The following is a 26495-nucleotide window of genomic DNA, read 5'->3' as shown; positions in this document are numbered from 1 at the left end:
TATGGAACCAGCGCCCGTTTTGCCGCGAATGACTGGACTGAAGCGCAACGCAGCTGGAGACGGTAGTTTTATGACAGGCAGAATCAGTACAGGACTTGCATCATGGAAGAGTACAACCCCGAACGCGTACCCGAACCTGAGTCATGGCTTGAGCTTGACGAGCAGGAGCGAATTTTTCTCGTCGAAACGTATCTCCGCGTCGCCCGGATCAAGCTTCCCAACGTCACGGCACACGCTGCGCTACACGCGGTCGTCGAAAACCAGATCGCCCTGAACCTTGAGCCCGTGGTTCAGGCGATGGATCGCCTCGGGAAAGAAGGGCTTACGCGACACGACGCGGTTCACGCGATCGGCTCAGTCGTCGCGGAGCATCTGCTGGATATTTTGAAGACGGATCAGAACGACGATGCTGCGACTTCGCAGGCGCGTTATTACGCGGCGGTGGAGCGGTTGACCGCCGCAAGCTGGCGCAGAGGTGAACACTGATGCCGATACCATCGAAACTTCAGCCGTGGTTTGAGGCGAGGCAGCGTTTCAGATTGAGCCATGCTCATATCCAGATGGCGCGCGAACTGGGATTGAATCCCCAGAAATTCGGGTCACTGGCTAACGGGCAGCAGGAACCGTGGAAGCGCCCCCTCGCGGAATTTATCGCGCATTGTTATTACAAGCGCTTTGGTCGTACTACGCCAGAACACGTGCAATCTTTGGAGGACGTCGTGAAGCGTGCGAAAGGGCGGCGCAGCGAGCGGCGGGAGAGAAAAACGAACAGAGCTGTTCCACCGACGGGGCCGCAACGTAGCGATGACGGATCGAGCGAAAAGTTGACGGAGCTCTGCGCACGCGGCGGTGAATAGGGTTCGAACGGAACGGACATGACGACCGTCTGGGTCGGCGACGTGGACCACTTGCGCCAAGGCTGCTTCTACTTTTACTTCCAAACCGCTTCTACTTTCGCTTCATTGCACGCTGCCCCTGCCGGGCGACTGCGCGCCCGAGTCGCTGCCGTTCGCGGTCAAACGGCTAACTGCGGACTGCTGGCCCGGGATGAGCCGCGCGCAGCTCGTCTACGTGAGACATACGGGAAATCGCTGCCGAACAGAATCTGCTCGGTTCCGGCGAAGGCCTTGAGTGCCGGTAGCGCGACTGGACTCGCCGACAACGCGGTGTCGAAATAGAAACGCCTGAATTTCGCGAGAATGTCGGCCGGACTATCGGCGTCGGGCCGGAAGACTCGAGCGAGTTGGGCGAAGCGATGTGATGCGTATGGAAGGAACCCGCCCGCGTGCGCGAGAATGATATGGACGTGTGGGTATCGGTCGATGATTCCGTTCTGCACGAGTTGTACGGCAGCGCGCGTCGTGTCGAACGGGTAATCGATCATGGGGGCGGCGACAGCATCGAGTCCCGGAATCTGCGGTAAACCAGGGTGCACGAAAACAACTGCGCTGCGGCGGTCGAGCTCAGCCCAAAGCGGTTCAAAAGTCGGATCCGCAAGATATTTCCCCTCGTAGTTCGACAGCAGGACCACACCGTCGGCTCGAAGCTCGTCTAGCGCGTATTCAATCTCATGAAGTGCGCCGTCGACGTCAGGGAGAGGAAGTGTCGCGAAATGCCCGAAACGGGCGGGTCGCTTGACGACGAGGTCTGCCGTGTATTCGTTTACGCGTCGGGCCATCGTCCGGCGCTCTGCTGGCTTCCACGCTGCGACGCTTGGCGCCGTCAAGGACAGGATGCCCGTAGCGATCTGTTGGGAATCCATCATGTCGACAGCGCTTTGTGGCGACCATCGCGGAATGACGGTACCTGACTGATCGCCGCCATTTGATGGAAGCTCGTCCGCCCAGAACGGCGGGACGACGTGCTGGTGAACATCAATGCGACGAGCTGCGCTCATAAATCGCTCCGTGTGCTTGAAGAATGATTGGGTGAGTGACGGAAAAGCCACGGGTGCGACTTCTCCGTCGACATGGATCAGAACGGATAGTTGGGGAGTTGCGAGCGCACTGTGATCCATTGCCACTCGCTGAACTGGTCGGCATTGCTGGACGCGCCGTGGCCGAAGCCGTTGCCGGAAATGCCGAGGCCGCCAATCGGGCCATAGATTCCATGCACCACGGTCTGATCGTTGATGTGGATCACTCCGGAGTGCAGCGCATCGGCGACGCGTTGGGCGCGGGCCAGGTCGGGGGAAACCACCGCCGCCGACAGGCCGTACTCGGTCGCATTGGCAAGTGCAATGGCTTCCTCGTCGGTGCGGAAGGTCGTGATCGCCGCCACCGGTCCGAAGATTTCCTCGGCGAAGGCCGTCATGCCGGCTGTCACTCCGGTGATAACGGTCGGCTCGAAGAACAGTCCGTTGCGCGAGCCACCCGTCAGAAGCTTTGCTCCCTCGGCCACTGTCTGCGAGACGATCCGCTCGGCATTGGCGGCCTGGCGTTCGTTGATGATCGGTCCGACCTGGACCTTTGCGTCGAGGGGATTGCCGACGACGAGTGCCTTGGCCTTTTTCACCAGGGCTTCGACGTAGGCTTCAGCAATGTCCTCGTGTACCAGGTGACGGCCGGTGGTGAGGCAGATCTGGCCTTGGTGGAAGAAGGAGCCCCATGCGCCAGCACTCGCTGCCGCCTCGATATCTGCATCGTCGAGGACGATGAAGGGATTGTTGCCGCCCAATTCCAGTGAGACGCGCTTAAGCTGTCCGCTGGCGACCGAGCCGACCTCGCGGCCGACGTGGCTGGAACCCGTAAAGCTGAGCATATTGATAAGCGGTTCTTTGACCAGCGCGGCACCGGTCTCCGCGGCGCCCGGCAGAACGTGGAACAATCCTTTGGGTAAGCCCGCTTCTTCAAATACCCGGGCAAAGGCCACGCCGCCGATAATCGGCGATTGCACGTCGGGCTTCAGCAAGACGGCGTTGCCCATCGCTAGTGCCGGGGCGATCGCCCGCACGCCCAGGATGAAGGGCGAGTTCCACGGCGTAATAATGCCGATCACGCCGAGCGGAATACGTCGGGCGATGCTCTGAAAGCCCGCCTCCATCGTTTGGGTCAAGATACCTTTGGGCTGGCTGCCGAGCGCGGCTGCCTCCAGAAGCTCGCGTGCGGTGACGTGCACCTCCCACTGTGCTTTGGCGCGAATCGAACCGGTTTCGCGGACCAGCTGTTCGGCCAGTTCGTCGGCATGAGCCAGCACGAGGCGGGCAGCCTCCCTTAGCACATCGCCACGTTGCGGCCCCGCCAGTTTGGCCCAAGCCTTTTGCGCCTCGCGTGCCGATGCGGCGGCGGCCGCGATATCCTCGGCGGACGCGATGCCGATCGTGCCGAGCTTTGCGCCCGTGGCTTTTTCCGTCACATCCTCGGTGCCGAGGCCCGGGTTCTTCCATCCGTTGCTGTAGATTTTTTCATTCCACACATGTGTGGGCGTAAGCAATGCTGTGCTAGTCATTCTCGCTTCTCAAAAAGATAGTTATCCAGACTGATCTCCATCTACTGAGAAGTAGTATGGAGTCGGCTATAGAATTAGGTTGTTAAGAAGTCCGCCTTTCGGACGGGTTTATGTTGCTGTTAAATGCCGCACCATGACGTGTCGCCGCGGCGCAGATTCAAGCGGAGAGCTTTGCCGCGATGCGTTCGGCCACCATGATGGTCGTGACGTTCGTCGGGGCCGACGGGATGTCGGGAATAATCGATGCATCGACGACCCGCAGCGCTTCGACGCCGCGCACCTTGCCCCACGCGTCGACCACGGCGGTCGAATCGGCTTCGGTGCCCATTGGCACGGTCGAGGTAGGGTGCAGATAGGCAGCGACGTTCGAAACGATGTTTGCCCTGAGCGCTTTGTCGTCGATGGTGTTGCCCGGCGCCATCTCATGGTCGATTACGTCCAGGAAGGGTGCGGAACGGCCAATCTGGCGGGACAGCTGCACGGCTTCGACGAGCCGGTCGAGGTCATTCTTGTCATCGAAGAAGTTGTAGCGAATGTCCGGTGCCGCGCGTGGATCGCGGCTCGAGAGCCGCAACTGACCAATCGACTTCGGCAGCGTCACCGCGCATGCGAAAACAATCGCGCCGCCGGTGGGGCTGACCTTTGGGTCGATCAGATGTGTGCCCGAGATGTGCAGGTCGAGATCGCCTGGGCCCGCGGTCTGCGAGCGTGTCCACACCAGTGCGCCCGAGGCGGGCTTCATCGCGTTCGCTTCACGCTTGAGTGCGTAGACGTTGTAGAAAAACGGATGATCCTGCAGGCGATTCCCCACCGGCAGATCGGCGACGGTCGCAATGCCGAATTCGGCGAGATGCGCAGCAGGCCCAACGCCCGAACGCATGAGAATCGCCGGGCTGCCGAAAGCCCCCGACGCGAGAATGACTTCACCCGCGGACAGAACGTGGCCGTCAACTAGCTTGACGCCCACGGCACGCTTGCCTTCGAAAACCACGCGATCCACTTCGGCGCCGCCCTGGATCGTCAGATTCGGGCGTGCACGCACGGCAGCCGTGAGATAGGCCATGCCCGTATTGATACGCACGCCATCGACGACATTGAGCGTGTAGGGGCCGGCACCGTGCTGGTCCGCGCCATTGAAGTCCGATACGTGTTTCAGCCCCAGCGTTTGCGCGCCGTCGACGAAGGCTCGCATCGACGGCGTGTTCTCCGCAGCAGTACGCTGCCGGATCGGAAATGGCCCGCTACGTCCGTGCCAGGCGTCGTCGCCGGAGGGCGTGTTCTCCATCGACTTGTAGGCGGCCAGCACGTCCTCCCACGACCATCCTTCGATGCCGCGTTTGGCCCAGCGCGCGAAATCGGCCTGTCGAGCGCGTATTGCGACGGCGGCATTGACCGCCGAGCTGCCACCGATCACGCGGCCTCGGGGCACGGGTATGTCGTGGCCCAGACTGGCGGCGTCATCGGTGTGGTAGTGCCAGTCATAGGCTGGCGAGCCCGCGACGATATTGGCGTCCTTCAGTACCTGAGGGTAGTCGTTCGGCGCGAAGTTCGGTCCCGCTTCCAGCAGCAGAACGCGGTGTCGCGAGTCTGCGCTCAGGCGTGTGGCGAGAACGGCACCAGCCGAGCCTCCGCCAACGATAAGGATATCGAAATGCTTCGTGGATTTTGACAGCCGACCAGACCCGCTGTTTCCAGATTGCTTTTCCACCCCCAAGGCTGATGTGGTACCGGTAACCGTACCGACTGCGGCAACTGCCGCTGCAGCGCCGGTAATGAGGACTTCACGTCTGGACATCTTCATTGTTGTACTCCTGAACACGTTTGCGGCGCTTCAAGCGCTCGATGAGCCGATCAATCGATATCGAACGGCTGTGTGCTCAGAATGGGCTAGCTTCAGCGAGACAACAAGATGACTTGCCTGGACCTCAGGTCCAATGAGATGGACGATGCGACTTTACGCGATGGCCAGTGGGATGCGCTCAGCCAGGAAGTCGAGAAATGCGCGAACGGAGGGCAGCATGCCATGGCGAAACGGGATGACCGCCGTGATACTGGCTTCGCCGGCCAGCCAGTCGGGCAAGACCCGCTGGAGTGTGCCGGATCGCAGGTCTTCGGCGCAGACATAGGCGGGCAAGGCAACGATGCCGAGCCCGTCCTGCGCGGCCTGCTTGAGGGTGACGATGTCATTGCCGGCCAGACGGGGTTTGAGCGGTACGACCGCTTCTCCGTTCACGGGGTGCTTGAGCTTCCAGGCCATTGGACTGTTGTGCCTCAACATGACCAGTGTGTCATGTCCGGCGAGGCTTTCTGGCGCGAGCGGCATGCCGTGGTGTTCGACGTAGCTGGGGGAGGCGAACAGGAACCAGGGCGCCGGTGCCAACGTGCGCCGCACGAGTGTCGAGTCGGACAGCGGACCGGTGTGTGAGCGCAGCGCGAGGTCATAGTTGCCGCCCGCGATGTCGACCTGCTCGTCGCTGATGTGCTGGATTACATTGATCTTCGGATAGCGGTGAATGAAATCCGGAAGTATCTGGCGCATGGCGAACAGCGAGGTCGCCACTGCGGTAGTGAAGCGGATCGTGCCGCTCGGCTCGGCCAGGCGCTCGCGCACGGCGCTTTCGGCGAAGTCCGCACGTTCCAGCATCGCAATTGCGTGCCGGTAGAACACGTCGCCCGCATCGGTCATGCTGATTCTGCGTGAGGACCGGTTGACGAGCCGTACGCCGAGGGCTGCCTCGAGTTGCTGGAGGCGATGGCTTACCGTCGACTTCGGCACGTTCAGATTGCGGCTGGCGGCGGTGAGTCCCCCCCACTCCACAATGCGAACGAAATAGCGGAAGTCATTGAGATCAAGCATGGGGGCACCTTGCGAGTCCAGTGTGATAGACGGCGTCACTGTATACCGTTTGCCGATCCGCCGGATTTTTATCAAATCAGGAAGTGTGTGTGTTCGAAATGACGATTTTTACGGAACAGGACGACGGCTAGACTGACCTCACTCACTCCCGCGCATCGCGGAGCCCTTATAACGCCAGACTATCCCGGAGGTAGCGTTGTGAAAGCGAACGCGAATCGAATTGTTGCCGTAGCCCTTGCCGCAGTCTTACTCGTTCCGACTGTAGCGTTCGCTCAGGCGGCGTCTGCCTTGACCCGCGATCAGGTCCGCGCGGAATTGCGTCAGCTCGAACAGGCTGGCTATGACCCTGCTGCCAATCACGACGCCCGTTACCCTGCGGATCTGCAGGCTGCCGAAGCCACGGTTGCCGCGCGTGACAACGCCGTTCAGGGTTCCGCCGCCGGCATGAGCTATGGCACATCGACGAGCGGCTTTTCGGAAGCGGGTACTGCGCAAAAACAGTCGTCAGTTTCTAAGTAGGTCTTTGTCGGCCGTCGCGTCGGCTGGTTACTCGACGGTCGTGCCACTCTCTGCAAGGAAGATCGAACCGGTGGTGACGCGCGCCTCGTCTGAGGCCAGGAACAGCGCGGCGTAGGCGATATCGATGGGTTCCGCCGCGCCGAGCAGATTCTTCGCGTTAAGTTCGCGCATGCCCTGACTCACCTGCAGGCGTTCGATAACCCGTGGAGAAAGCGTAGTGGAGGGCGCGATTGCATTGACACGAATCCGGTCGGCCGCGTACGTCACCGCAAGGGAACGGGTCAACGCGGCGACGCCGCCCTTGGCCGACGTGTAGCAGTCCACGCCGGGAACGCCCATCAGCGCGACATTCGATACCATGTTGACGATCGCTCCGCCGCCATTTTTGCGCATATGCGGTATCGCGAAGCGGCAGCCAAGGAAGGTGCCCCACAAGTCGACTTTGACGACGCGCCAGAACTCTTCCAGATCAGCGTCAACTACCGTGTTGTCGCGCGGCGTCGAGCCACCCGCGTTGTTATAGAGGATGTCGAGTTTGCCAAACTCGGCCACGGTTGCCTCGATCATGGCAGCGACACTATCGCTTTGCGTGACGTCGGTCGTTATCGCGATCGCCGTGCCACCGTCCGCGCGAACACCAGTGACGACCTCCGCAGCCGCTGCTGGATCGATATCGGCCACCACGACACTTGCACCTTCACGAGCAAACAGCTGCGCGGCGCTACGGCCGATACCGCTTGCAGCGCCCGTGATGATCGCCACCTTGTTGCTGAGCCGGAGCATGTCAGAACCTCTCTTGTCGCTAACTGTGACGGGTACAAACAAGCGTCATTGCGGTACGGGTGGCACCTCAGGGGTGGCCGAAAAATGATGATGCGCGATCATCCATCGCCCGCTGCGCCGCACAAGAAGCCACGTGGTGCGTAAGGTGGCAGCCGACGGTTTGCCACTGGTAAGCGTAAAGCGGAAGTTGCCGTAACCCTGAGCGAGAAACGCGTCAGGACCGAGCTCAGTGATTGCTTGTTCGACGAGCTCGAGTTGCGTCGAACTCAGCATGCCGATGTACGACGCGAAGTATTCACGCACACCTTGCGTGCCGGTCGCCATGCCGGGTCGGCCCGCGAACATCGTGGCGTCGTCGCTATACAGTGCGGTCAGGCCGTCGACGTCCCAATGCAGCGCTGCAGCATTCCATGCGCTTTCCATCGAACACAGCGCTTCGCTTGCAGCGCTGGGCACCTCTTTCACTGTGGTTTCTATAGTGGACATGCTTCTTGTCTTTTCAAAGGGGAGCGACAAACCGTGTCTGCGTCACGCATGGTTCGGTCGCGATAGCCAGCGTACATTCATTTAACTTTGTGTTGACTGAAATGTCAATAGTTCGTCTAATGTGTCAAACAACAAGCGGTGCAGCACGCGAGTCCACGCGATCATTGAGTCAGGATGATCCCGCGAATCTTCCGCGCGCGCCGACAACGCATTCAGACAAACGGAGGAAGACATGAGCGACAACGAGAACGTGACATGCGACGTGCTGGTGGTCGGCACCGGTGCGGGTGGCCTAGCGACGGCCATCACCGCAAAGAAGCAGGGGCTGAACGTCATAGTGGTCGAAAAACAGCCCGTATTCGGCGGCAGCACGGCGCTATCGGGTGGCTGGCTATGGGTGCCCAACAACCCGCTGGCACGCAGAGCCGGGATAGAAGACACGGTGGAGGCGGCCCGCAACTACGTCGAGCGCGAAGCCGGAGGGCACTTCGACGGGCCGCGCGTCGATGCTTTCCTCAGGCACGCGCCGGCCATGGTTGAGTTTTTCGAGCGCGAGACGGAGGTCAGGTTCACGCTCGGAGCGGCTTTTCCCGACTATCACGCGGAGACGCCCGGCGCTTCGCACGGCGGCAGACCGATCTGCGCTGAACCGTACGACGCCAATGAACTGGGCCCTCACGCAGCATTGCTGAGCCCGCCGATTCGCGGCATGACCTTTGTCGGCCTCACCTTTGGGTCCGGGCCGGACATGCGGCACTTTCTGAATGCGCTGTATTCGGTGAATTCGGCCTGGTACACGGCCAAACGCCTTGTCAAATATGGCCGGGACCTGCTGCTTCACGGGCGCAGCATGAAGCTCTTCAACGGTGCCGCACTGGCCGCGCGCCTGTACAAGTCGGCGGTCCAACTCGACATCCCGATCTGGTTAAGTACGCCCGTGACAGATCTGCTCGACGAGGGCGGCCGCGTCGTTGGTGCCGTGATCACGCACGAAGGGCAGGTGAAGCGGGTCCGGGCGACCCGCGGCGTCGTTCTCGCGACGGGAGGTTTTCCGGGCGATCTCGCACGCCGCGAGGCTGTGTTTCCACACGCGCCCAGTTCGGCCGAACACATCACGATGGCGCCGGCCACCAATACCGGCGACGGCCTGCGCCTCGCCGAGTCGATTGGCGCCGCCACCAACATGACGTACCCGCACCTCGGCTCGTGGATGCCGGTATCGCGTGTTCGACTTGGCAATGGCCGGGAAACCGCCATCACGCATATTCTGGATCGCGGCAAACCCGGCATCATCGCGGTGCGCGCTGACGGCCGGCGCTTTACCAATGAAGGTGCCAACTATCACGATTTCGGCGCCGCCATGATCGGCGAGGCACCCGGGCAGCGTCAGGCTGTTTTTCTTGTCGCCGATCATCGGGCGGTGCGCAAATACGGGCTTGGGTTTGCCAAACCGTTCCCTGTGCCGCTCAGTCCTTACCTGCGCTCCGGTTATCTGTTGCGCGGTGCGACCATCGAGACATTGGCGAAACGTGCGGGGATCGACGCCGGTGGCCTCGCGCAGGCGATTCAGCAATTCAATCTGCACGCGCGCGACGGTCGCGATCCGGAGTTCCACAAGGGGGAGGCTGCCTACGACCGCTTCCAGGGCGATCCGCTGCATACGCCGAATCAATGCATTGGACCGCTCGACAAAGGGCCGTATTACGCCGTCCGGCTGATGCCCGGCGATATCGGCACGTTTGGCGGCCTGCGCACCGATACCCAGGGGCGTGTACTCGACGAGCAGCGCGAGCCGATTGCGGGCTTGTACGCCGTCGGGAACGATATGGCGAGCATCTTCGGCGGCAGCTATCCGGGCGGCGGATCGACCCTCGGGCCAGCGATGACGTTTGGCTATATCGTCGGTCGACATCTTGCCGGGATCGACGACTGACAGTGAAAAGGCCGTTTGCGTCCCCCGCAAACGGCCTTTTTCACCGATGGTGCCGGCGCAGTGGCCTTCAGGCCGCTCCGAACCGCGCTTACATGCAGTTCTCGAAATTGAAGAACGACTTGCGCCACTGCACGACTTTCACCTCCTGAAACAGACCGCCTTTGTGGAAAGGATCACCGGCGGCGAATGCCTCGGCAACGGACCTGTCGTCGGTATCGATGATGATGATGCCGCCGTGCGGCACGCCCCCTGGATCGAGCATGGCGCCACCCGCGAGCATCAGATGTTTTCGCTCGCTCAGGTAGGCGACATGTTGTGGCCGCAGTTCAGTGCGCAGCGCGCCGCTGTCGGGTTTGTCGAAAGTGAGCATGGCATAGGGCATGAAACTTTTCTCCTGTAGATAGATGACCACGTAAGCATTGCGTGAATTCTACGACTACGTCAAAAAACAAACATACAAGTTAACCCTTGAAGCTAGCCTTTAACGTTGACCCCTGACGTTCACCCTTCCGGTATCAGGGTAAAAACGGACCATCGCCCGCTTGACGTTTTGACGATAGTGTCTAAATAATTGCATCAACGACAACAAAACATAAAATCAACTGGAGACACAGTCATGAACTTTCCCCCTTTCCTTGCGAGCATTGGTAGGTCTTGTGCGATACCGCTGATGGTGTCCGCAGCCTTGACCGCGGCATGGCCCGCTGCCGCCCAGTCGAATGGCCCGCTGAAGATCGGCGTGCTGACCGACATGTCGTCGGCCTATAGCGACCTGGCCGGTAAGTACTCTGTGGCCGCCGCGCAGATGGCGATCGAGGATTTCGGCGGCACGGTCAACGGCCGCAAGATCGAACTGGTGACGGCCGACCACCAAATGAAACCTGCCGTAGGCTCGGCAATCCTGACGCAGTGGTTCGATCGCGACAACATTGCCGCCGTATTCAGTCTCGCGGGTTCGTCCGTCGCGATGGCTGCCTCGGCGATTGCGAAGACGCGTCCAACGCGCACTGTGGTCTACACGATCGCCCAGACCTCTGATCTGAACGGCAAGGTGTGCCTGCCGAATAGCATTCACTGGTCGCCCGATTTCTACGCGCTCGGTGTCCCGTCGACTCGCTATGTGAGCCAGAAACTTGGCAAGGCGTGGTATGTCATGGTGCAGGACACCGCCGCCGGTACGCCTGCCTACGACGCCGCGATCGAGGGCATCAAGAGCGGCGGTGGGCGCCTCGCGGGTGAAGTGCGTGTGCCGGTTAATGCAGGCGACGTGTCGTCATTTGTGTTGCAGGCGCAGGCGTTGCGACCTACCAGTCTTGCGGTCGGCTTCGGCGGCACTGACATGGTCAACGTCGTCAAGGCGGCGCACCAGTTCGGCATGACGCAGGGCGGCGTCACGCTGGTCGCAAACGGGGGTTTGTTCGCGACGGACATCAAGGCGATGGGACTCGACCAGGCGGCAGGCATTGTATTTGCCACGCCTTTCTATCCGGAGATGAATGCCGATGCACTTGCCTGGTCGAAACGTTTCATGGCGAGAACGGGCGTCGTGCCCGCGTTTTCGCACGTTGCCGAGTATGAGGCCGTCACCCATTACCTCAAGGCAGTTCAGCAGACGAAAAGCGACGACGCCACGGTTGTCGGGCCGGCGATGAAAGCCATGCCGGTCAACTCCTTCGCCGTCAAGAACGGCCATATCCGCGCCGACACCGAATTGATCCGTCCGATGTACCTCGCGAGAGTGAAGGCGCCATCGCAATCGAAATCGGTATTCGACTATGCCGAATTGCTCGCCGTCGTACCGCCTGACGAAGCGTACTCACCGCTAGCGCGTAGCGAATGCCCGTTGGTGAAAAAGTGATCTCGGGGCTTACGTCAACGCTTTCTCCTGGCGCATCCGGCTCACGCTACGACATAGAGGTAACTTCATGAGTCAGTACATTCTCGAAGCACGGGGGCTCGTCAAGCAATTCGGCGGCCACCTTGCGGTGGGAGGCGTGGATCTGCGTATTGAACGCGGCCACATTCATGCGCTGATCGGACCCAATGGGGCCGGCAAGACGACAGTATTCAACCTGCTGACAAAGTTCCTGCAACCGACCGCGGGCACCATCAGCTATCGCGACAACGACATTACGCATGCGCGGTCTGCCGAGGTTGCCCGTATGGGTATGGTGCGTTCGTTCCAGATCTCGGCGATCTTTCCGCACCTGACGGTGCTTGACAACCTGCGTCTTGCCCTACAACGCAAGCTCGGCACGGCGTTCCATTTCTGGCGCAACGAACGCAGCCTCGACGTACTCAACGAACGCGCCGAAGAATTGATCGCTGCAGTGGGCCTTGCCGATTACACGCACGCGGTAGCGGCCGACCTGTCGTATGGCCGCCGGCGCGCGCTCGAAATCGCCACAACGCTGTCGCTCGAGCCAGAGTTGCTACTGCTCGACGAGCCGATGGCCGGCCTCGGCCGGGAAGACATCGGCACCGTCTCGAACCTGATTGCCAAGGTCGGCGAACGCTATACGGTGCTGATGGTCGAGCACAACCTGTCCGTGGTCCAGACATTGTCGAACCGGATCACCGTGATGGCACGCGGCAAGGTGCTGGCCGAGGGGGCATACGCTGAGGTATCGAAAGATCCCGACGTTCGCGCCGCTTATATGGGGTCTGCCCATGACTGACGATACGACGCGCATCAAGGCTGACGACGTTCTCCTGACAATACGGAACCTGCGTGCCTGGTATGGTGAATCGCAGGTGCTGCATGGCATGAACTTTGAGATCGGGCGTGGCGAGGTTGTCACGCTGCTTGGCCGCAACGGCGCAGGCAAATCGACGACGCTCAAGACCATCATGGGGATCGTCGACCGTCGTGACGGTGAAATCCGGTTCGGCGGCCGCGAATGCACGACGCTGCCTTCTGAACGGATTGCGAAGCTGGGCATTGCCTATTGTCCGGAGGAGCGGGCGATCTATGCCAGCCTGACAGTCGGGGAAAACCTGCTGCTGCCGCCGGTGGTGGCCGACGGGGGCATGCCGGTCGACGAGATATACCAGATCTTCCCGAACCTGTACGAGCGCCGTCAGAGCCAGGGGACCTGCATGTCCGGCGGCGAACTGCAGATGCTCGCGATCGCCCGCATCCTGCGCACCGGAGCGCGGTTGTTGTTGCTCGATGAGCCAACCGAGGGTCTCGCACCCGTCATTGTCGAGCAGATCGGCATGCTTATCGGCACGCTCAAACAACGCGGTTTCACCATCTTGCTGGTCGAGCAGAACGCTCACTTCGCAGCGGACGTCGCAGATCGCCACTACATCGTCGAGCATGGCCGCGTGGTCGACATGATCCCGCGCGCCGCTTTCGACAGCAGTAGCCAGCGTGTCAATCAATACCTGTCGGTTTGAGGGCGGCGAGCCCCGGCATCGCAAGACATTTGATACGGACTAGGAGCAGAAGATGGACTCGTTACTGCAGGCTTTGCCGCCGCCCGCGGCGTTTTTCGGACAGTTGTTGATTGGTCTCATCAACGGTGGCTTTTACGCAATGCTTAGTCTCGGCCTTGCGGTGATCTTCGGCTTGCTCGGGATCGTGAACTTTGCGCATGGCGCGCAGTACATGCTGGGGGCGCTAGGCGCCTATGTACTGCTCGACACATTCGGCCTCGGGTACTGGCCCACGCTAGTCATCGCTCCCGTTCTGGTCGGCGCATTCGGCATCGTGCTCGAACGCACGCTCCTCAAGCGCATGTATCGGCTCAATCACCTGTACGGCATGTTGCTCACGTTTGGTATGTCGCTCGTGATCGAGGGACTCGTGCGCTACAAGTTCGGCTCGACGGGTGTTCCCTATCCGATACCGCCTTCGCTTGGCACAGCGTGGAATCTTGGCTTCATCTTTCTTCCCGCTTACCGCGTGTGGGTGATCGGTGCGGCCCTGTCGGCCTGCCTCGCGACGTGGTACGTAATCGAGCGTACATCGCTCGGCGCGCACCTGCGGGCGGCGACCGAGAATCCCAGGCTGACCCGCGCGTTCGGCATCAACGTGCCGCGCCTGGTCACACTGACTTATGGGTTCGGCGTGGGCCTCGCGGCACTCGCGGGCGTGATGGCGGCGCCGATTTACCAGGCCAACGCGCAGATGGGCTCGGACGTCATCATTGTCGTATTCGCGATCGTCGTGATAGGTGGGATGGGGTCGATCATGGGGGCCATCATCTCGGGATTCGCACTCGGTGTGGCCGAAGGCCTGACGCGGGTCTTTTACCCCCAGGCCTCAACTACGGTCGTGTTCCTCATCATGGTCGTCGTGCTGCTGGTGCGACCGGCAGGACTCTTCGGCAATGCGTTGCTGACCAGCCAGGGGCAGGCGGTGCACTGCGAACCGACGCGGCCGTTTTTCTCGCCGGCCACAACGCGCGTGCTGGTCCTGCTTTTGCTCGCACTCGGCCTCGTGGCGCCTGCGCTCATCTATCCGGTGTTCCTGATGAAGGTGCTGTGCTTCGCACTGTTTGCCAGCGCATTCAACCTGTTGCTTGGCTACGGCGGCCTGTTGTCGTTCGGTCATGCGGCTTTCTACGGCTTCGCCGGCTATGTGACCGCGCATTGCGTGAAGGAGTACGGCTTCGACCCGTTGCTCGGCGTGCTGGCCGGCGCGGCCGTTGCGGCGATGATGGGACTGGCGTTCGGCTTCGTCTCGATTCGCCGCCAAGGCATCTATTTCTCGATGGTGACGCTTGCGCTCGCACAGCTTGTCTACTTCTTTTCGTTGCAGGCGCCGTTCACGCATGCCGACGAGGGCATCCAGGACGTGCCGCGCGGCATGCTGTTCGGGAGGATTGACCTCAGCAACACCACGGCGCTGTACTACTTCGTGTTCGTCATCTGCGTGGGTGGGCTGTGGGTCATCTATCGCGCAATTCATTCGCCGTTCGGTAACGTGCTGAAAGGCATCCGGGAGAACGAGCAGCGTGCAATCTCACTGGGCTACGAGACGCATTACTTCAAGCTGCTCACGTTCGTCCTGTCAGCGACGATGGCCGGAGTGGCCGGTTCGCTCGATTCGTTGGTGTTCCAGCTCGCGTCGCTCAACAACGTTCACTGGTCGATGTCAGGACTCGCGATCCTGATGGCGATTCTGGGCGGCGTGGGCACGTTCTCTGGGCCGATCGTTGGCGCGGTCGTCGCGGCGGCGATGGAGAACTACCTGGCGGCGCTGGGCGCGTGGGTGACGGTTATTCAAGGCGCGATCTTTATGGTTTGTGTGCTGGTGTTCCGGCGCGGGATCGTGGGCGAAGCTGCCCGGTTGTTTAATCGGCGCGCGCCGGTACCGCCGAAGGCGAACGAAGAACTCGTCGCCAAAACGTTGTAGACGCGCGCTGTGTCATCCGTGATGTGGCCGATGTTTCCTTGTCCTTTTATGGAGTCGATGAGATGACAACTGTGGGAAATAGCACGATCGACGACATCTCCTCCGGGATTCGCCGTCGCGCAGTCGTCACGGGGGCGGCGCGTGGGCTTGGCCGTGCGATGGCGAATGGGCTGCTCGACGCTGGCCACACCGTGCTGTTTGTCGACCGTGATGCCCAGCAGGTCGCGGAAGCGGTCGCTCAGGCAAAGTGGCAGCGCGGCACGGCCAATGCCTTCAGCTTCGCCTGTGACCTGACGCAACCCGATGCAGTCGCCGACGTGATGTTCAGGGCAGACGAAACGCTTGGCGGCATCGACATCCTGATCAACAACGCGGGTGTGGGGCCGTCGCTCGTCACCCCGGATTACTTCGACAATCCACCTTCGTTTGTCGATCTATCCGATGACATGGTGCGGTTGTTCTTCGAGATCAATGCTGTTGCGCCGTTTCTGCTCGCGATCCACGCCGCGCGGCGCATGCGTGCGCAAAACTGGGGGCGTGTTGTGAATGTCACGACTAGCCATGAATCGATGATGCGACGCGGCTTCGCACCATACGGCGGCTCGAAGGCGGCGCTGGAATCGCATTCGGCCATCATGGCCCAGGACCTTGCCGGCACCGGCGTTACCGTCAACGTACTCGTGCCGGGCGGTCCTGCGGATACGCCGATGATTCCCCCGGAGGCGGGTTTCGACCGATCGAAGCTGGTGCCGCCGCAAGCGCTGATCGCGCCGCTCGCGTGGCTAGTGTCGGAAGGCAATGCGGCGCCAAACGGCAAGCGGGTGCTGGCCGCCACCTGGACGCCCGAGGCGGCCACGGCAGCCGGCGATGCTTCGGTTGCGCCAATCGGTTGGCCGCTCATCGGCAGGACGATCATGCCGAACCCATAGCCGTTACACCACTACCCCACTACGCAACGCATCGCAGTGTCATCGAATTCATCACAGGAACCAGCATGCAGACATTTCAGGAAAAGGTTGTCATTGTCACCGGCGGCGCCCGCGGCATGGGCCGCGTCGAGTCGACCTTGTTCGCCGAAGGTGGCGCTTATGTTGCGATCTGTGACGTCGCGCCCGAGGAAGGCGAGCAGAGCGCCTCCGAGTTGCGGGAGCGAGGGCTGCAAGCGCGTTTTTTCAAGCTCGACGTGACATCGCAGGAAAACTGGAGCCAGGTGATCGCAGCAGTGCTGGAGTGGCGCGGGCGTATCGATGTCCTGGTCAACAATGCCGGCATTCTCTATCGCAAGACGATCTCGAACTATCCGGAAGCCGAGTGGCGCCGGGTAGTCGACGTCAATCTCACAGGCACCTTTCTCGGTGTGAGCCAGGTCGCACCGACCATGTGCGCGCAACGTAGCGGTGCGATTGTCAATATTGCGTCCAATGCAGCACTGTCCGGGCACGCGGACCCGGCCTATACGGCGAGCAAATGGGGCGTGCGCGGTTTGACGAAGTCTGCCGCGCTCGAATTCGCGGCGTTCAACGTCCGTGTCAATTGTGTTTGCCCAGGGCTTGTCGTGACCGACATCAATCGCCATTCACCACATCTGCAACCGATGATCGACATGACGCCTGTCGGCCGTGCAGTCGAAGCCGATGAGATCGCGTCTGTCGTCGCGTTCCTGGCGGGCCCTGCGTCAGGCGGCATCACCGGCGAGGAAATCGTCGTGGACGGCGGCTTTACAGCAGGTGCCGCCTATTGGAAGGTGGCTAGCCAGGCAGGTCTGTATCAGACACCCAAATGAGCATGGCACGCATCGCAATATTTCATATCAACGCAAGGGGTTTGTTGTGAGTCTGTCCACTTTTGAAGGCAAGTCGGTATTGGTCGTCGGCGGCGGTGCGCGCGACGGGATTGGATTTGCAACCGCACAGATGCTGGCCGAGCAGGGAGCCCGCGTCGCGTTGGCAGATCTCGATGGTGGGCGAGTACGCGAACTCGTGGCCGATCTGCCGGGTTCCGAGCGACATTCTGCCTACGCACTCGATGTCACGGACGAGGCCGCGATTACGCAAGTCGTTGAGGCGGTCGTGCAGAACCACGGCGCGATCGATGGCCTCGTTGTTTCGGCTGGTCTGTATTCGCCTGAGTCTTTCACGGCGACTTCGCGAGCCACTTGGGACCGCCTGTTCGCGGTCAACACCACGGGTGCGTTTCTGGTCTCGCAGACCGTCGCAAAACGCATGCTGGAATGGGGCCGCGGACGCATTGTTCTGGTTGCCTCTATCGGCGCGCGCCAGCCGCAGCTGACCGCGGCGGCTTACGGTGCATCGAAAGCCGCAGTGATCCAGTTGGGCCGTTATATGGCACTTGAACTGGCCCGCAAGAACATTACCGTTAACATCGTGTGTCCCGGATCGACCGCCACGTCGATGATGGGCACCGATCCGGTCCGGCACGAGATCGCGATCAACGGCAATCTCGCGCAATGGCGGCTCGGTATTCCACTCGGACGCATGGCTGAGGCGGCCGATCAGGCGGCAGCAATTACATTTCTGCTTGGCGAAACCGGCCGCCACATCACCGGGCAGGTGATAACCGTTGACGGTGGGCAGTCGTTTCTCTAGCCCGGGCTTGGTGCAGTAACAGGAGGCATGGGCGCCTTTTGGCCCGACGGCGCGGGAGCGGTGTGGTGGACTTCGAAGAACATAGTCAGATTTTTTGTCGAAAATTTGACGTTGGCGTCAAAAAAGCTATACTGACGTCAACGGATACGGAGACATTGATATGAGCAACATACCAGCCGGCGCGGTTCTCGAACGTCCTCATACGTTGACGATTGACTGGTTTCCTGACACTTTGCCGCCTGCCACACAACAGACCAGCGTGACACTGCGCACCGAAGATGGTGCGGCCACGTGCGGCGTGTTATATCGCGGCGCGTCGACGAAAACGGTCGTTTGTCTGATGCATCCACGCGAGAACTTCACATTCCACTACCTGATTCCCGGACTGCTGCGCGCGGGCGCGTCGGTCTGGGCACAAGCGGCGCGCTCGGTCGGCAACGACCTCCGGCTCGAGCATGAACTTGCCCTGCACGACGTCGCGGCCGGCTTGTGCTATCTCCGCGAAGCGGGCTTCGAGCGCATGGTGTTGCTCGGCAATTCGGGCGGTTCGGGGCTCTATAGCTTCTACATCCAGCAATCGGCACTGCCAGCGCAAGACCGGATCACAAAGACGCCTGGTGGTCGCGCTACACATCTGGCGAGCGCGACCATGCCGATGGTGGACGGAATGATCTATCTGGCTCCGCATCCGGGGCAGGGGCGTTTGTTGATGGGGTGCATCGATCCGTCGGTTACTGACGAAGGCGATGCGCTGTCGATTGACGATACGCTGAACCCCTTCAACCCCGAGAACGGCTATTCCCGCGAACCAGGGGCGACACGCTATAACGCTGAGTTCGTCTCCCGCTATCGCGATGCGCAGCGGGACCGCGTAGCGCGCCTTGACCGGATTGCCCGACAACTGATCGCCGTGCGCCAGGACGCGAGGCAATCCGTGAAAGACAAGCTAGCGACCCACCGGCAGAAGCTTGAGGCCAACCACACGCCGATCATGACCGTGTGGCGTACGGATGCCGACCTACGCTGTCTGGATCCGTCGCTTGATCCGTCCGACCGCAAGCCCGGTTCGCTGTGGTCGCCGAATCCGGTGATCTCGAACTATGGTTCGGTGGGCTTTGGACGCTTGTGTTCTCCGGAGTCCTGGCTCTCCACGTGGTCCGGTCTGTCGTCGAATGCGGCGTTGGAAGCAACCGCGCCTTCGGTCACCGTGCCCTCGTTGCTGGTCGAATACACCGGCGATCAAACGACTTTTCCATTAGCCATTGCCGACATTTTTTGCCGTATCGGTTCGACCGACAAGACCCACGTTCGCGTGCGCGGCGATCATCACGGCCGACCGCTGGATGACGGGGATGAACCCGGCCGGGCAATTGCCGCGCGCTCGGTCGGCGAATGGCTGCATCAACGGTCTTTCTTATAACTCGGGAGTTGACGAATGAATCAATCAGTACCGCTCAGACTGTCGGGGGTCGACCACACGGCGCGTCCGACGTGGAAGCTGCGCGAAACCATCGAGTTCTATCGCGACACGGTGGGTCTGCCGCTCGTCCATACGATCTCCGCGCGAGGCTGGGGTCCGGAGAGTCATCCGGATTTCCTGCACTTTTTCTTCGATAGCGGCAACGGCAGCACGATTGCCTTTTTCTACTATCTGGGCGAACCGCGACCGCAAGAACGCCCCTTGATGCCGCCTACGCCAGATGACCATGTATTCGATGCGACGCACACCGCTTGGCTGACCGACAGCACGGAACAGCTGCTCGCGTGGAAGGAGATGCTCGAGGTCAAGGGTGTCGAGGTCTCATCGACCACCCAGCATGAAGTGATCGAATCGATCTATTTTCGCGACCCAAACGGTTACTTCATCGAGATCACGGTCAAGCTGCGCGAACTGCAATCGCTGGACGCGCGGGATGCGGCGCTAACACTTGAGGCGGCGATCATGGCAGAGCAGATCGCCAGTGACCATGCAGGGCAAGTCCGGGAGATTGATACTGTGTGGCAGGAAAAGGGCAGACTGTTGAGTGGGCAATGCGGCATAAAGTGCGAAGGCCCGGGCATTTTCGTGCCGGCGCTGGTGGAATTCGCAAGCGTGGTTGATGCAGCGCGGCACAATTCGGAGTATCGCGTCTCGCAACCGTCGCCGGGTTACTTCCTGATTGAATCGAACGAGGCGCTCGAATTCAATCGCAGGGAACTGGGCTTGAAACCGGCCGTCTGGTATGGACTCTTCACCGGCGGGTTGTGTGGGCGTATTGACACGTTTGACAAAGACCGCGTTCGCATCGTCGAACAATAAGAGCGGGTCGACTGGAGAAGACAGACATGGCAGGTATCCATTATCCGCTCGAAGGCGTCGCGTATTGCGAGCCGTCGATCGCTCAGCATTATTTTCAGGTGGGGGCATGGAAAGACAGAACGTTCGGCCAGGCGCTCGCCGAGACGGCGAAACGCCTTCCCGACAAGCTGGCCCTGATCAGCGACGAACGCAGCATCACATTTCGTGAGCTGGATGAACAAAGCGACCGTCTGGCCGCCGCTTTGCTCAAACTTGGACTCGAACCCGGCGCACGCGCAGTGTTCCAGATGGGCACGACGATCGACACCGCACTAGCTTTATGTGCGTGTTACAAGAGCGGTATTGTTCCGGTTTGTGCGTTGCCGCAGTATCGCGAGGTCGAGATCGGCAAACTGGCGAACCTGTCGTTGCCGCAAGCCTATTTCGTGCAGGCCGACGCAGCACAGTTCGATTTGGTTGGTTTTGCACGGAAGATGTGTGCCGAACATCCGTCGTTCAAAAATCTAGTCGTGGCGCGTGGTGATGCGCCCGCTGGGACGCACTCAATGTCCGCGTTACTGGAGTCTGTCTCGCTGGATGAGGCGAGGACCACTCTACGCGGTGTGCACATCGGCTCGGAAGACGTCCTGAGTTTCCAGCTCTCAGGCGGCACGACTGGAGTGCCCAAAATCATCCCGCGTTTTCACGCGGAATACCTCGCGCATGCCGAAGCGTGGGCGAGGCACGTGGAGGCGGGTGAACACGCCACGTTGATCTGGTCGCTGCCTTTGCTTCACAACGCGGCGCATCTGTATGCGCTCGTGCCCACGATATCCCTTGGGCAAACCACCGTACTCATGCCGAAAGTCGATATCGTACGGATGGCGGAACTGATCCAGCAGCATCGCGTGACGCATGCTGTTTCAATCGGACCGGTTGCGCCCCAGATCATGGCGTGTGCAGAGGTGCTTGATTATGACCTGTCGTCGCTCAAGCTGTTCTTTTGTCTGACTCGGGCCGATGCGCTCGAAACGTTTCTCGGCGTGACCAGTTCGAACATGTACGGCACGACGGAAGGATTGCTGATCGGCTCCGGCCCAGCAACTGACGCATTCGTCCGTCATCACACGCACGGGCGCTCGGGTTGTGAGCATGACGACCTCGTTCTGCTCAATGCCGATAACGAATCGCCCGTCGCGCCTGGCGAAATGGGTGAGCTATGTTTTCGCGGCCCGTCCAGCCTGAGAGGCTACTACAACGCGCCGGAGGCTAATGCCACGGCCTTCACGTCGAACGGTTTCTTCCGGACCGGGGACATGATGCGCGCGCATGTCATCGACGGCGTGACCTACTTTTCGTTCGAAGGCCGCCTGCGCGACAACATCAATCGCGGAGGCGAGAAGATCGGCGCTGAGGAAGTCGAGGCGTTTCTGAGCCGTCATCCCGCTGTTCTGGACGCGAAACTGGTGGCTATGCCCGATCCGTTTTACGGAGAAAAGGGCTGCGCGTTTCTGATTCTTCGTGAAGGGCATTCCGCGCCTGATATCCCGCAGATGATCGAATTTCTCTCATCGCAGGGTCTCGCGAAGTTCAAATGTCCGGAGCGGATTGAAATCGTGGACGCGTTTCCGGTGACGCGGGTCGGCAAAGTCGACAAGCCGGCCATGCGCCGGATCATCGCCGAAACTATTGAGGCCGAAACTGCGGCGAACATTTCACCTTCCAGAGAGGATCAATGACATGAGCAAGATCGCTTACCGGATCGGCCAGATCGTGCCGAGTTCCAACACGACGATGGAAACGGAAGTGCCCGCGTTGCTGCGGCGCCGCGAGACGCTCGCGCCGGAACGATTCACGTTTCATTCGAGCCGCATGCGTATGCATAAAGTGACGAAGGAAGAACTTGTCGCCATGAATAAGGAAGGCTTGCGATGTGCGGCGGAACTCGCCGACGCCCGCATGGATGTGATGAGTACCGCCTGTCTTGTAGCGATCATGGCAATGGGCCCGGGATATCACCGCACAGTGGAGAGCGAGCTGGCGGAGGTGGTCAAAGCCAATCAGTGCGATGCGGCGGTGATGACTTCAGCCGGTGCGCTCATTGAAGGGCTGAAGATCATGGGTGCGCGCCGAATTTCGTTGATGGCGCCCTACATGAAGCCGCTGACCAAGCTGGTGGTGGAGTACATCCAGAGCGAAGGGATCGAGGTTGTCGATGCGCTGTCATTCGAGATCCCCGATAACCTGGATGTGGGTCGGCGCGACCCCATGCAGCTTCTACAGGACGTGGAAAGGCTTTACGTGGCGAATGTCGACGTCGTTGTGGCGTCAGCGTGTGTGCAGATGCAATCGCTGCTGGCCATTGAGGCAATCCAGACCCGACTCGGGATTCCCGTCACGTCAACAGCGGTGTGCACGACGCGGCGGATGCTCGACAGGCTGAGACTCGACGCGGAGATTCCGGGCGGAGGCGCGTTGTTGACGGAAAAATTTGCAGTGCCTGTGGCGCCGGTCGAGGCCTGAGATGACCGCCTTCGAGGGTTTCGACACCGGCCCGTCAGAGTGGTTGATCAGCGGTCAACCTTTTGTGGTGCGTCGGCGCGTGAAATGGGCCGAGTGCGATCCGGCCGGGGTGGTCTACACGGTCAATTTCAGTGAATACGTGATTTCTGCGGCAAACCGGTTCTATGCTTTCCTGCTTGGCGCCCCGGTTGAGGCCGGCAAGGACGCCCAATCGTTCGGGACGCCGGTCAAGGCGCTTAGCTTTGTATTCAACAAGAGCCTGAGACCGGATGAACTGTTCGATGTAAGCGTGACCGTCATGGATGTGCGCGAAAGATCTTTCGATCTTGCGATAGCAGGAACCAACGAAACCGGGGAGAACATTTTCTCGGCGACGCTGAGTCCAATATGCATAGCCCGTCCCGAGCGCCGTTCGATCTCGATACCAGCGGAATTTCGCAGCCGTTTGATGGAAGTCGCCGCGCAGCGCACGGCGCTCGAGCAAGACGCAGGAGACTGAAGATGGACATCAATATCGTAGGAGGAGGGCCCGGTGGGCTGTTTCTCTCATATCTGGTCAAACGACGCTTTCCGGAGTGGACGGTCCGGGTCTATGAACAGAATGATGCCAGCGCAACTTACGGCTGGGGCGTGGTGTTTTCGGATGTCGCGCTGTCGTTTCTCGAGAAATCGGACCCCGAGTTCTTCCGTCGGTTCACCGCCGGCCACGTGCGTTCGGAGCACATGGAAATTGTCCACCGCGGCGTGCATGTGCCGATCCATGGCAACTGCTTTTCGCGGGTCGCCCGCATTGCCTTGCTGCAATTTCTGCATACCGAATGCAGGTCGGCGGGCGTCGATCTACAGTTCAACGCTCGCGTAGACGACCTGGGCGCATTGCGTCAGGCAGATCTCGTTGTGGTGGCGGATGGCGTGAACAGTCGGACGCGCGCGCAATATGCGGATGCCTTCAAACCGTCGTTCGTGCAGCGTCGCAACAAATTTGCCTGGTACGGAACCAGGAAGCCGTTTCATGCTGTCTCGCTGATCTTTCGCGAAACCGAGTTCGGTGTTTTCATCGCCCATAGTTATGAGTACGCCGACGGGATGAGTACGTTTCTGATCGAAACGGATCCGCAGACGTGGACACGCGCCGGATTGGGCGAAATGAGCGATGCGGACAGCCGTGCCTTCTGTGAGCAGGTTTTCGCCGACGACCTGGACGGACACGGTCTGTTGTCGAACAAGTCCACCTGGTTTGAAGCCGTGACCGTTAAAAACGAGAACTGGCATCACGAGAACATGATTCTGATCGGGGATGCGCTGCGTTCGGTGCATTTCTCGCTCGGCTCCGGTACACGGATGGCGATGGAAGATTCGATCGCGCTATACGAAGGCCTGTGCGCGCACAGGTCTGATCTAAAGTCTGTGTTCGAGTATTTCGAGGCGTTGCGCCGCTCCGCTTCGGATCGCTTCCAGCTGGCCGCGGCAAAGAGTCTTGATTGGTATGAAAACGTCGGCGACAAGCTGCATCTCGATCCGATCGGCTTCACTTACGATTACATGCGCCGTACCGGACGCGTGACGCATGATGATTTGCGCCAACGAGACCCGGGATTCGTTCGGCAATATGAACTGCTCCACGGTGAGCCAGTGAACTGAGGTTCCGGCTGCGGCGGGTCTGTTTTTTTTGTTCGTTATTTGTCGATGTCGTCAAATAAAAGATGTGAAAGTCAATTGAATGGCGACCCCGGTTGTCACGGGAACGACGGGTCCGTCCGGGTCCGCTCACGCGAATTCGCACTGAATATAGAAATCAGGTTGGGAGACAGTTATGGCATCGCCTGGGGAAGAGACCGCTTTTTCGTTGTTCGACGGCAGGCCTGTTAGCGCGATGCAGTGGCGCGTACTCGGCATATGCGCATTGTGCATGGTGATCGACGGCTTTGATGTTCAGGCCATGGCCTATGCCGCTCCGGCGCTGATAAAAGCCTGGGGCACCAGCCGCTCCGTATTGGGGCCGGTGTTCGCGGCCGGGTTGCTGGGCATGTTCGCCGGATCGCTGGTGCTCGCGGGATTTGCTGACAAGATCGGCCGCCGTCCGATGCTGATCGCGGCGACCGCCTGGATCGCGCTTTGCATGGCGCTAACCCCTTTCGCCAATTCTATTAGCGCCCTAATCGGCATTCGTTTTGCTGCAGGGATTGGAATGGGTGCGATCGTTCCGAATGCAATGGCCCTCGCAGGCGAATACAGCCCGGCGCGCATCCGCGTGAGCCTGATGATGGCGGTATCGTCAGGCTACATCGTCGGCGGTGTGGTCGGTGGAGGGATTGCGGCGCTGGTGATTGCACCGTTCGGCTGGGGCGGTGTCTTTTACGCGGGCGCATTGCTCACAGCGCTGTTGTCCCTTTCAATGTTCGCGGCGCTTCCCGAATCGCTGCAATTTTTCCTTCTACGCCACCCGCAAACGCCACGGACCTTGCACCTGCTACACCGGGTGGCGCCCGGGGCCGCCATGCCCACGTTGCCGCCCGCGAACGGCGTACTTAGTGGCAATACGCTCGCAATGCTGCTGGGGGAGGGCCGTCGGATCGTTACGCCTCTGCTCTGGGCTGCGAACTTCGCCAACATGCTTTGCGCATACTTCCTCGCCGCATGGATCCCCGTGCTGATGAGTGGCGCAGGCTATTCGTCGAGCAAAGCGGTGTTGGCGGGGACGGCACTTTGGCTTGGCGGGCTGGTGGGTAATTTCGCGTTGGGCATGCTGATCGATCGGCGCGGCTTTACGGCGGTGTTGTTTGCGAATTTCGCCCTCGGTGGCATAGCAATAGTCGGCATCAGCTACTTTCATAACATGCCGCTGGCCGCCGGTCTATGCATCGCATTCGCCGGATTCTGCATTCTCGGCGGTCAATCCGGCCTGAATGCACTGGCGGTCACGATCTATCCGACAAGAGCGCGGGCTACCGGTGCGGGTTGGGCACTCGGTTTCGGCAGACTCGGCGCGGTGCTTGGGCCACTCGCCGGCGGCCAGTTGATGGCGCTCGTATGGAGCGTCGATCAAACGTTGCTTGTGTCGGCCGTGCCGACCGCGCTGGCGGCGGTGGCTGTCGGCAGTCTCGGCCGCCTGCATGAACGGCGCGTGAAACAGATCCCGGCTTCCGGGGAGAAGTTGTCGGTTCGGCACAGCACGTCCAGTCAGCTGGACAAAAAGGCATAACCGACGAAGAGCGGTTTGCTGGACCTGAGAAGTTCGTCAGCGTTGTTATCCGATGTTTAACCAAAATGTGAGGCACTGTTGAATACAAGCACTTCTTCGGCCGCAACCCTCGGTCGCATTCTGATGAGTTCGCTCTTCCTGATGAGCGGTGTCGGCAAGCTGGCCGACCCCGTTGGCACCCAAGCCTATATTGCCTCGAAGGCGCTGCCATGGCCCGAGGCCGCTTACGTCATCGCAGTTGTAATTGAGCTAGGGTTTGGGACGGCACTCGTTCTCGGCTATCGCACCCGTATCGTGGCCGCCGTAATGGCGATATTTACATTGGCGACGGGGTTGACCTTTCACGACAACTTTGCTGATCCCAAGCAACTGATTAGTTTCATGAAGAACATTGCGATTACGGGTGGATTTCTACAGGTGATCGTATGGGGTGCCGGGTCTCTGAGCCTCGATGCATTCATTGCGGCAAATCGGCGACGTGCGCGAGCGTAGCGGT

25 protein-coding genes are annotated in these 26495 nt (G+C 60.4%); 18 read left to right on the top strand and 7 right to left on the bottom strand.

What is annotated here, in order from left to right:
• Positions 1-102: 102 nt before the first annotated feature.
• Positions 103-486 (top strand): hypothetical protein, encoded by a 384-nt coding sequence (locus P3T21_RS27905; RefSeq protein ID WP_429259181.1) that lies wholly within the window; start codon positions 103-105, stop codon positions 484-486.
• A 529-nt stretch (positions 487-1015) separates the two neighbouring features.
• Here P3T21_RS27905 and P3T21_RS27900 read toward each other — a convergent pair.
• The 4 genes from P3T21_RS27900 to P3T21_RS27885 form a co-directional block, all read right to left on the bottom strand.
• Positions 1016-1897, bottom strand: a complete 882-nt coding sequence (locus tag P3T21_RS27900; protein ID WP_429259180.1) for an amidohydrolase family protein — start codon at positions 1895-1897, stop codon at positions 1016-1018.
• A gap of 77 nt (positions 1898-1974) precedes the next feature.
• Positions 1975-3447, bottom strand: a complete 1473-nt coding sequence (locus tag P3T21_RS27895; protein WP_429259179.1) for a benzaldehyde dehydrogenase — start codon at positions 3445-3447, stop codon at positions 1975-1977.
• Between the two features lie 157 nt (positions 3448-3604).
• On the bottom strand, positions 3605-5248 hold the full coding sequence (locus P3T21_RS27890) for a GMC family oxidoreductase (protein WP_429259178.1): 1644 nt from the start codon (positions 5246-5248) through the stop codon (positions 3605-3607).
• Between the two features lie 153 nt (positions 5249-5401).
• Positions 5402-6343, bottom strand: coding sequence for a LysR substrate-binding domain-containing protein (locus P3T21_RS27885; protein WP_429259177.1), 942 nt, complete (start codon positions 6341-6343; stop codon positions 5402-5404).
• Between the two features lie 159 nt (positions 6344-6502).
• Here P3T21_RS27885 and P3T21_RS27880 point away from each other — a divergent pair, with 159 nt between their 5' ends.
• Positions 6503-6823, top strand: a complete 321-nt coding sequence (locus P3T21_RS27880; RefSeq protein ID WP_429259176.1) for a DUF4148 domain-containing protein — start codon at positions 6503-6505, stop codon at positions 6821-6823.
• 27 nt (positions 6824-6850) lie between these two features.
• Here the strand turns inward: P3T21_RS27880 and P3T21_RS27875 are convergent, their stop codons facing one another.
• Positions 6851-7606: an SDR family NAD(P)-dependent oxidoreductase gene (locus P3T21_RS27875; protein WP_429259175.1), complete on the bottom strand. Its 756-nt coding sequence runs from the start codon at positions 7604-7606 to the stop codon at positions 6851-6853.
• 45 nt (positions 7607-7651) lie between these two features.
• Positions 7652-8092, bottom strand: a complete 441-nt coding sequence (locus P3T21_RS27870) for a YybH family protein (protein WP_429259174.1) — start codon at positions 8090-8092, stop codon at positions 7652-7654.
• Positions 8093-8324: 232 nt separating this feature from the next.
• On the opposite strand from P3T21_RS27870, the gene P3T21_RS27865 reads away from it, so the two are divergent.
• Positions 8325-10025, top strand: coding sequence for an FAD-dependent oxidoreductase (locus P3T21_RS27865; protein ID WP_429259173.1), 1701 nt, complete (start codon positions 8325-8327; stop codon positions 10023-10025).
• A gap of 88 nt (positions 10026-10113) precedes the next feature.
• Here the strand turns inward: P3T21_RS27865 and P3T21_RS27860 are convergent, their stop codons facing one another.
• Entirely contained in the window at positions 10114-10407 is a 294-nt protein-coding gene (locus P3T21_RS27860; protein ID WP_429259172.1) for a YciI family protein, read from the bottom strand.
• A gap of 234 nt (positions 10408-10641) precedes the next feature.
• Between P3T21_RS27860 and P3T21_RS27855 the strand changes: the two genes are divergently transcribed.
• The 15 genes from P3T21_RS27855 to P3T21_RS27785 all read left to right on the top strand — a co-directional run bounded on the left by P3T21_RS27855 (position 10642) and on the right by P3T21_RS27785 (position 26491).
• A complete protein-coding gene (locus P3T21_RS27855; RefSeq protein WP_429259171.1) occupies positions 10642-11883 on the top strand; it encodes an ABC transporter substrate-binding protein in 1242 nt (413 codons plus the stop codon).
• Positions 11884-11950: 67 nt separating this feature from the next.
• The gene (locus tag P3T21_RS27850) at positions 11951-12703 is read left to right on the top strand and encodes an ABC transporter ATP-binding protein (RefSeq protein ID WP_429259170.1); all 753 of its coding nucleotides are present in this window, start codon (positions 11951-11953) and stop codon (positions 12701-12703) included.
• Positions 12696-13427 carry an ABC transporter ATP-binding protein gene (locus tag P3T21_RS27845; RefSeq protein ID WP_429259169.1) on the top strand — a complete coding sequence of 244 codons (732 nt, stop codon included), beginning with the start codon at positions 12696-12698 and terminating at the stop codon, positions 13425-13427. The genes P3T21_RS27850 and P3T21_RS27845 overlap by 8 nt, the downstream gene beginning before the upstream one ends.
• Positions 13428-13479: 52 nt before the next feature.
• Positions 13480-15390, top strand: a complete 1911-nt coding sequence (locus P3T21_RS27840; protein ID WP_429259168.1) for an ABC transporter permease — start codon at positions 13480-13482, stop codon at positions 15388-15390.
• Positions 15391-15452: 62 nt separating this feature from the next.
• On the top strand, positions 15453-16319 hold the full coding sequence (locus tag P3T21_RS27835; RefSeq protein ID WP_429259167.1) for an SDR family oxidoreductase: 867 nt from the start codon (positions 15453-15455) through the stop codon (positions 16317-16319).
• Positions 16320-16384: 65 nt separating this feature from the next.
• Positions 16385-17173 (top strand): SDR family NAD(P)-dependent oxidoreductase, encoded by a 789-nt coding sequence (locus tag P3T21_RS27830; RefSeq protein ID WP_429259166.1) that lies wholly within the window; start codon positions 16385-16387, stop codon positions 17171-17173.
• A gap of 46 nt (positions 17174-17219) precedes the next feature.
• Positions 17220-17996 (top strand): SDR family NAD(P)-dependent oxidoreductase, encoded by a 777-nt coding sequence (locus P3T21_RS27825; RefSeq protein ID WP_429259165.1) that lies wholly within the window; start codon positions 17220-17222, stop codon positions 17994-17996.
• A gap of 160 nt (positions 17997-18156) precedes the next feature.
• On the top strand, positions 18157-19416 hold the full coding sequence (locus tag P3T21_RS27820) for an alpha/beta hydrolase (protein ID WP_429259164.1): 1260 nt from the start codon (positions 18157-18159) through the stop codon (positions 19414-19416).
• Positions 19417-19431: 15 nt separating this feature from the next.
• Positions 19432-20295 carry a VOC family protein gene (locus P3T21_RS27815; RefSeq protein ID WP_429259163.1) on the top strand — a complete coding sequence of 288 codons (864 nt, stop codon included), beginning with the start codon at positions 19432-19434 and terminating at the stop codon, positions 20293-20295.
• Between the two features lie 26 nt (positions 20296-20321).
• Complete coding sequence (locus P3T21_RS27810) at positions 20322-22013, top strand: AMP-binding protein (protein ID WP_429259162.1); 1692 nt, start codon at positions 20322-20324, stop codon at positions 22011-22013.
• 1 nt (position 22014) lies between these two features.
• Positions 22015-22797 (top strand): maleate cis-trans isomerase family protein, encoded by a 783-nt coding sequence (locus P3T21_RS27805; protein WP_429259161.1) that lies wholly within the window; start codon positions 22015-22017, stop codon positions 22795-22797.
• A 1-nt stretch (position 22798) separates the two neighbouring features.
• A complete protein-coding gene (locus tag P3T21_RS27800) occupies positions 22799-23296 on the top strand; it encodes an acyl-CoA thioesterase (RefSeq protein ID WP_429259160.1) in 498 nt (165 codons plus the stop codon).
• Positions 23297-23298: 2 nt separating this feature from the next.
• Positions 23299-24438 carry an FAD-dependent monooxygenase gene (locus tag P3T21_RS27795; protein WP_429259159.1) on the top strand — a complete coding sequence of 380 codons (1140 nt, stop codon included), beginning with the start codon at positions 23299-23301 and terminating at the stop codon, positions 24436-24438.
• A gap of 268 nt (positions 24439-24706) precedes the next feature.
• Positions 24707-25999: an MFS transporter gene (locus tag P3T21_RS27790; protein ID WP_429259158.1), complete on the top strand. Its 1293-nt coding sequence runs from the start codon at positions 24707-24709 to the stop codon at positions 25997-25999.
• A gap of 78 nt (positions 26000-26077) precedes the next feature.
• Entirely contained in the window at positions 26078-26491 is a 414-nt protein-coding gene (locus P3T21_RS27785) for a DoxX family protein (RefSeq protein ID WP_429259157.1), read from the top strand.
• Positions 26492-26495 lie beyond the last annotated feature (4 nt).

The sequence above is a fragment of the Paraburkholderia sp. GAS334 genome (genome assembly GCF_050436625.1).
Lineage (GTDB): Bacteria > Pseudomonadota > Gammaproteobacteria > Burkholderiales > Burkholderiaceae > Paraburkholderia.
This window is presented reverse-complemented; position numbering and strand designations above follow the sequence as displayed.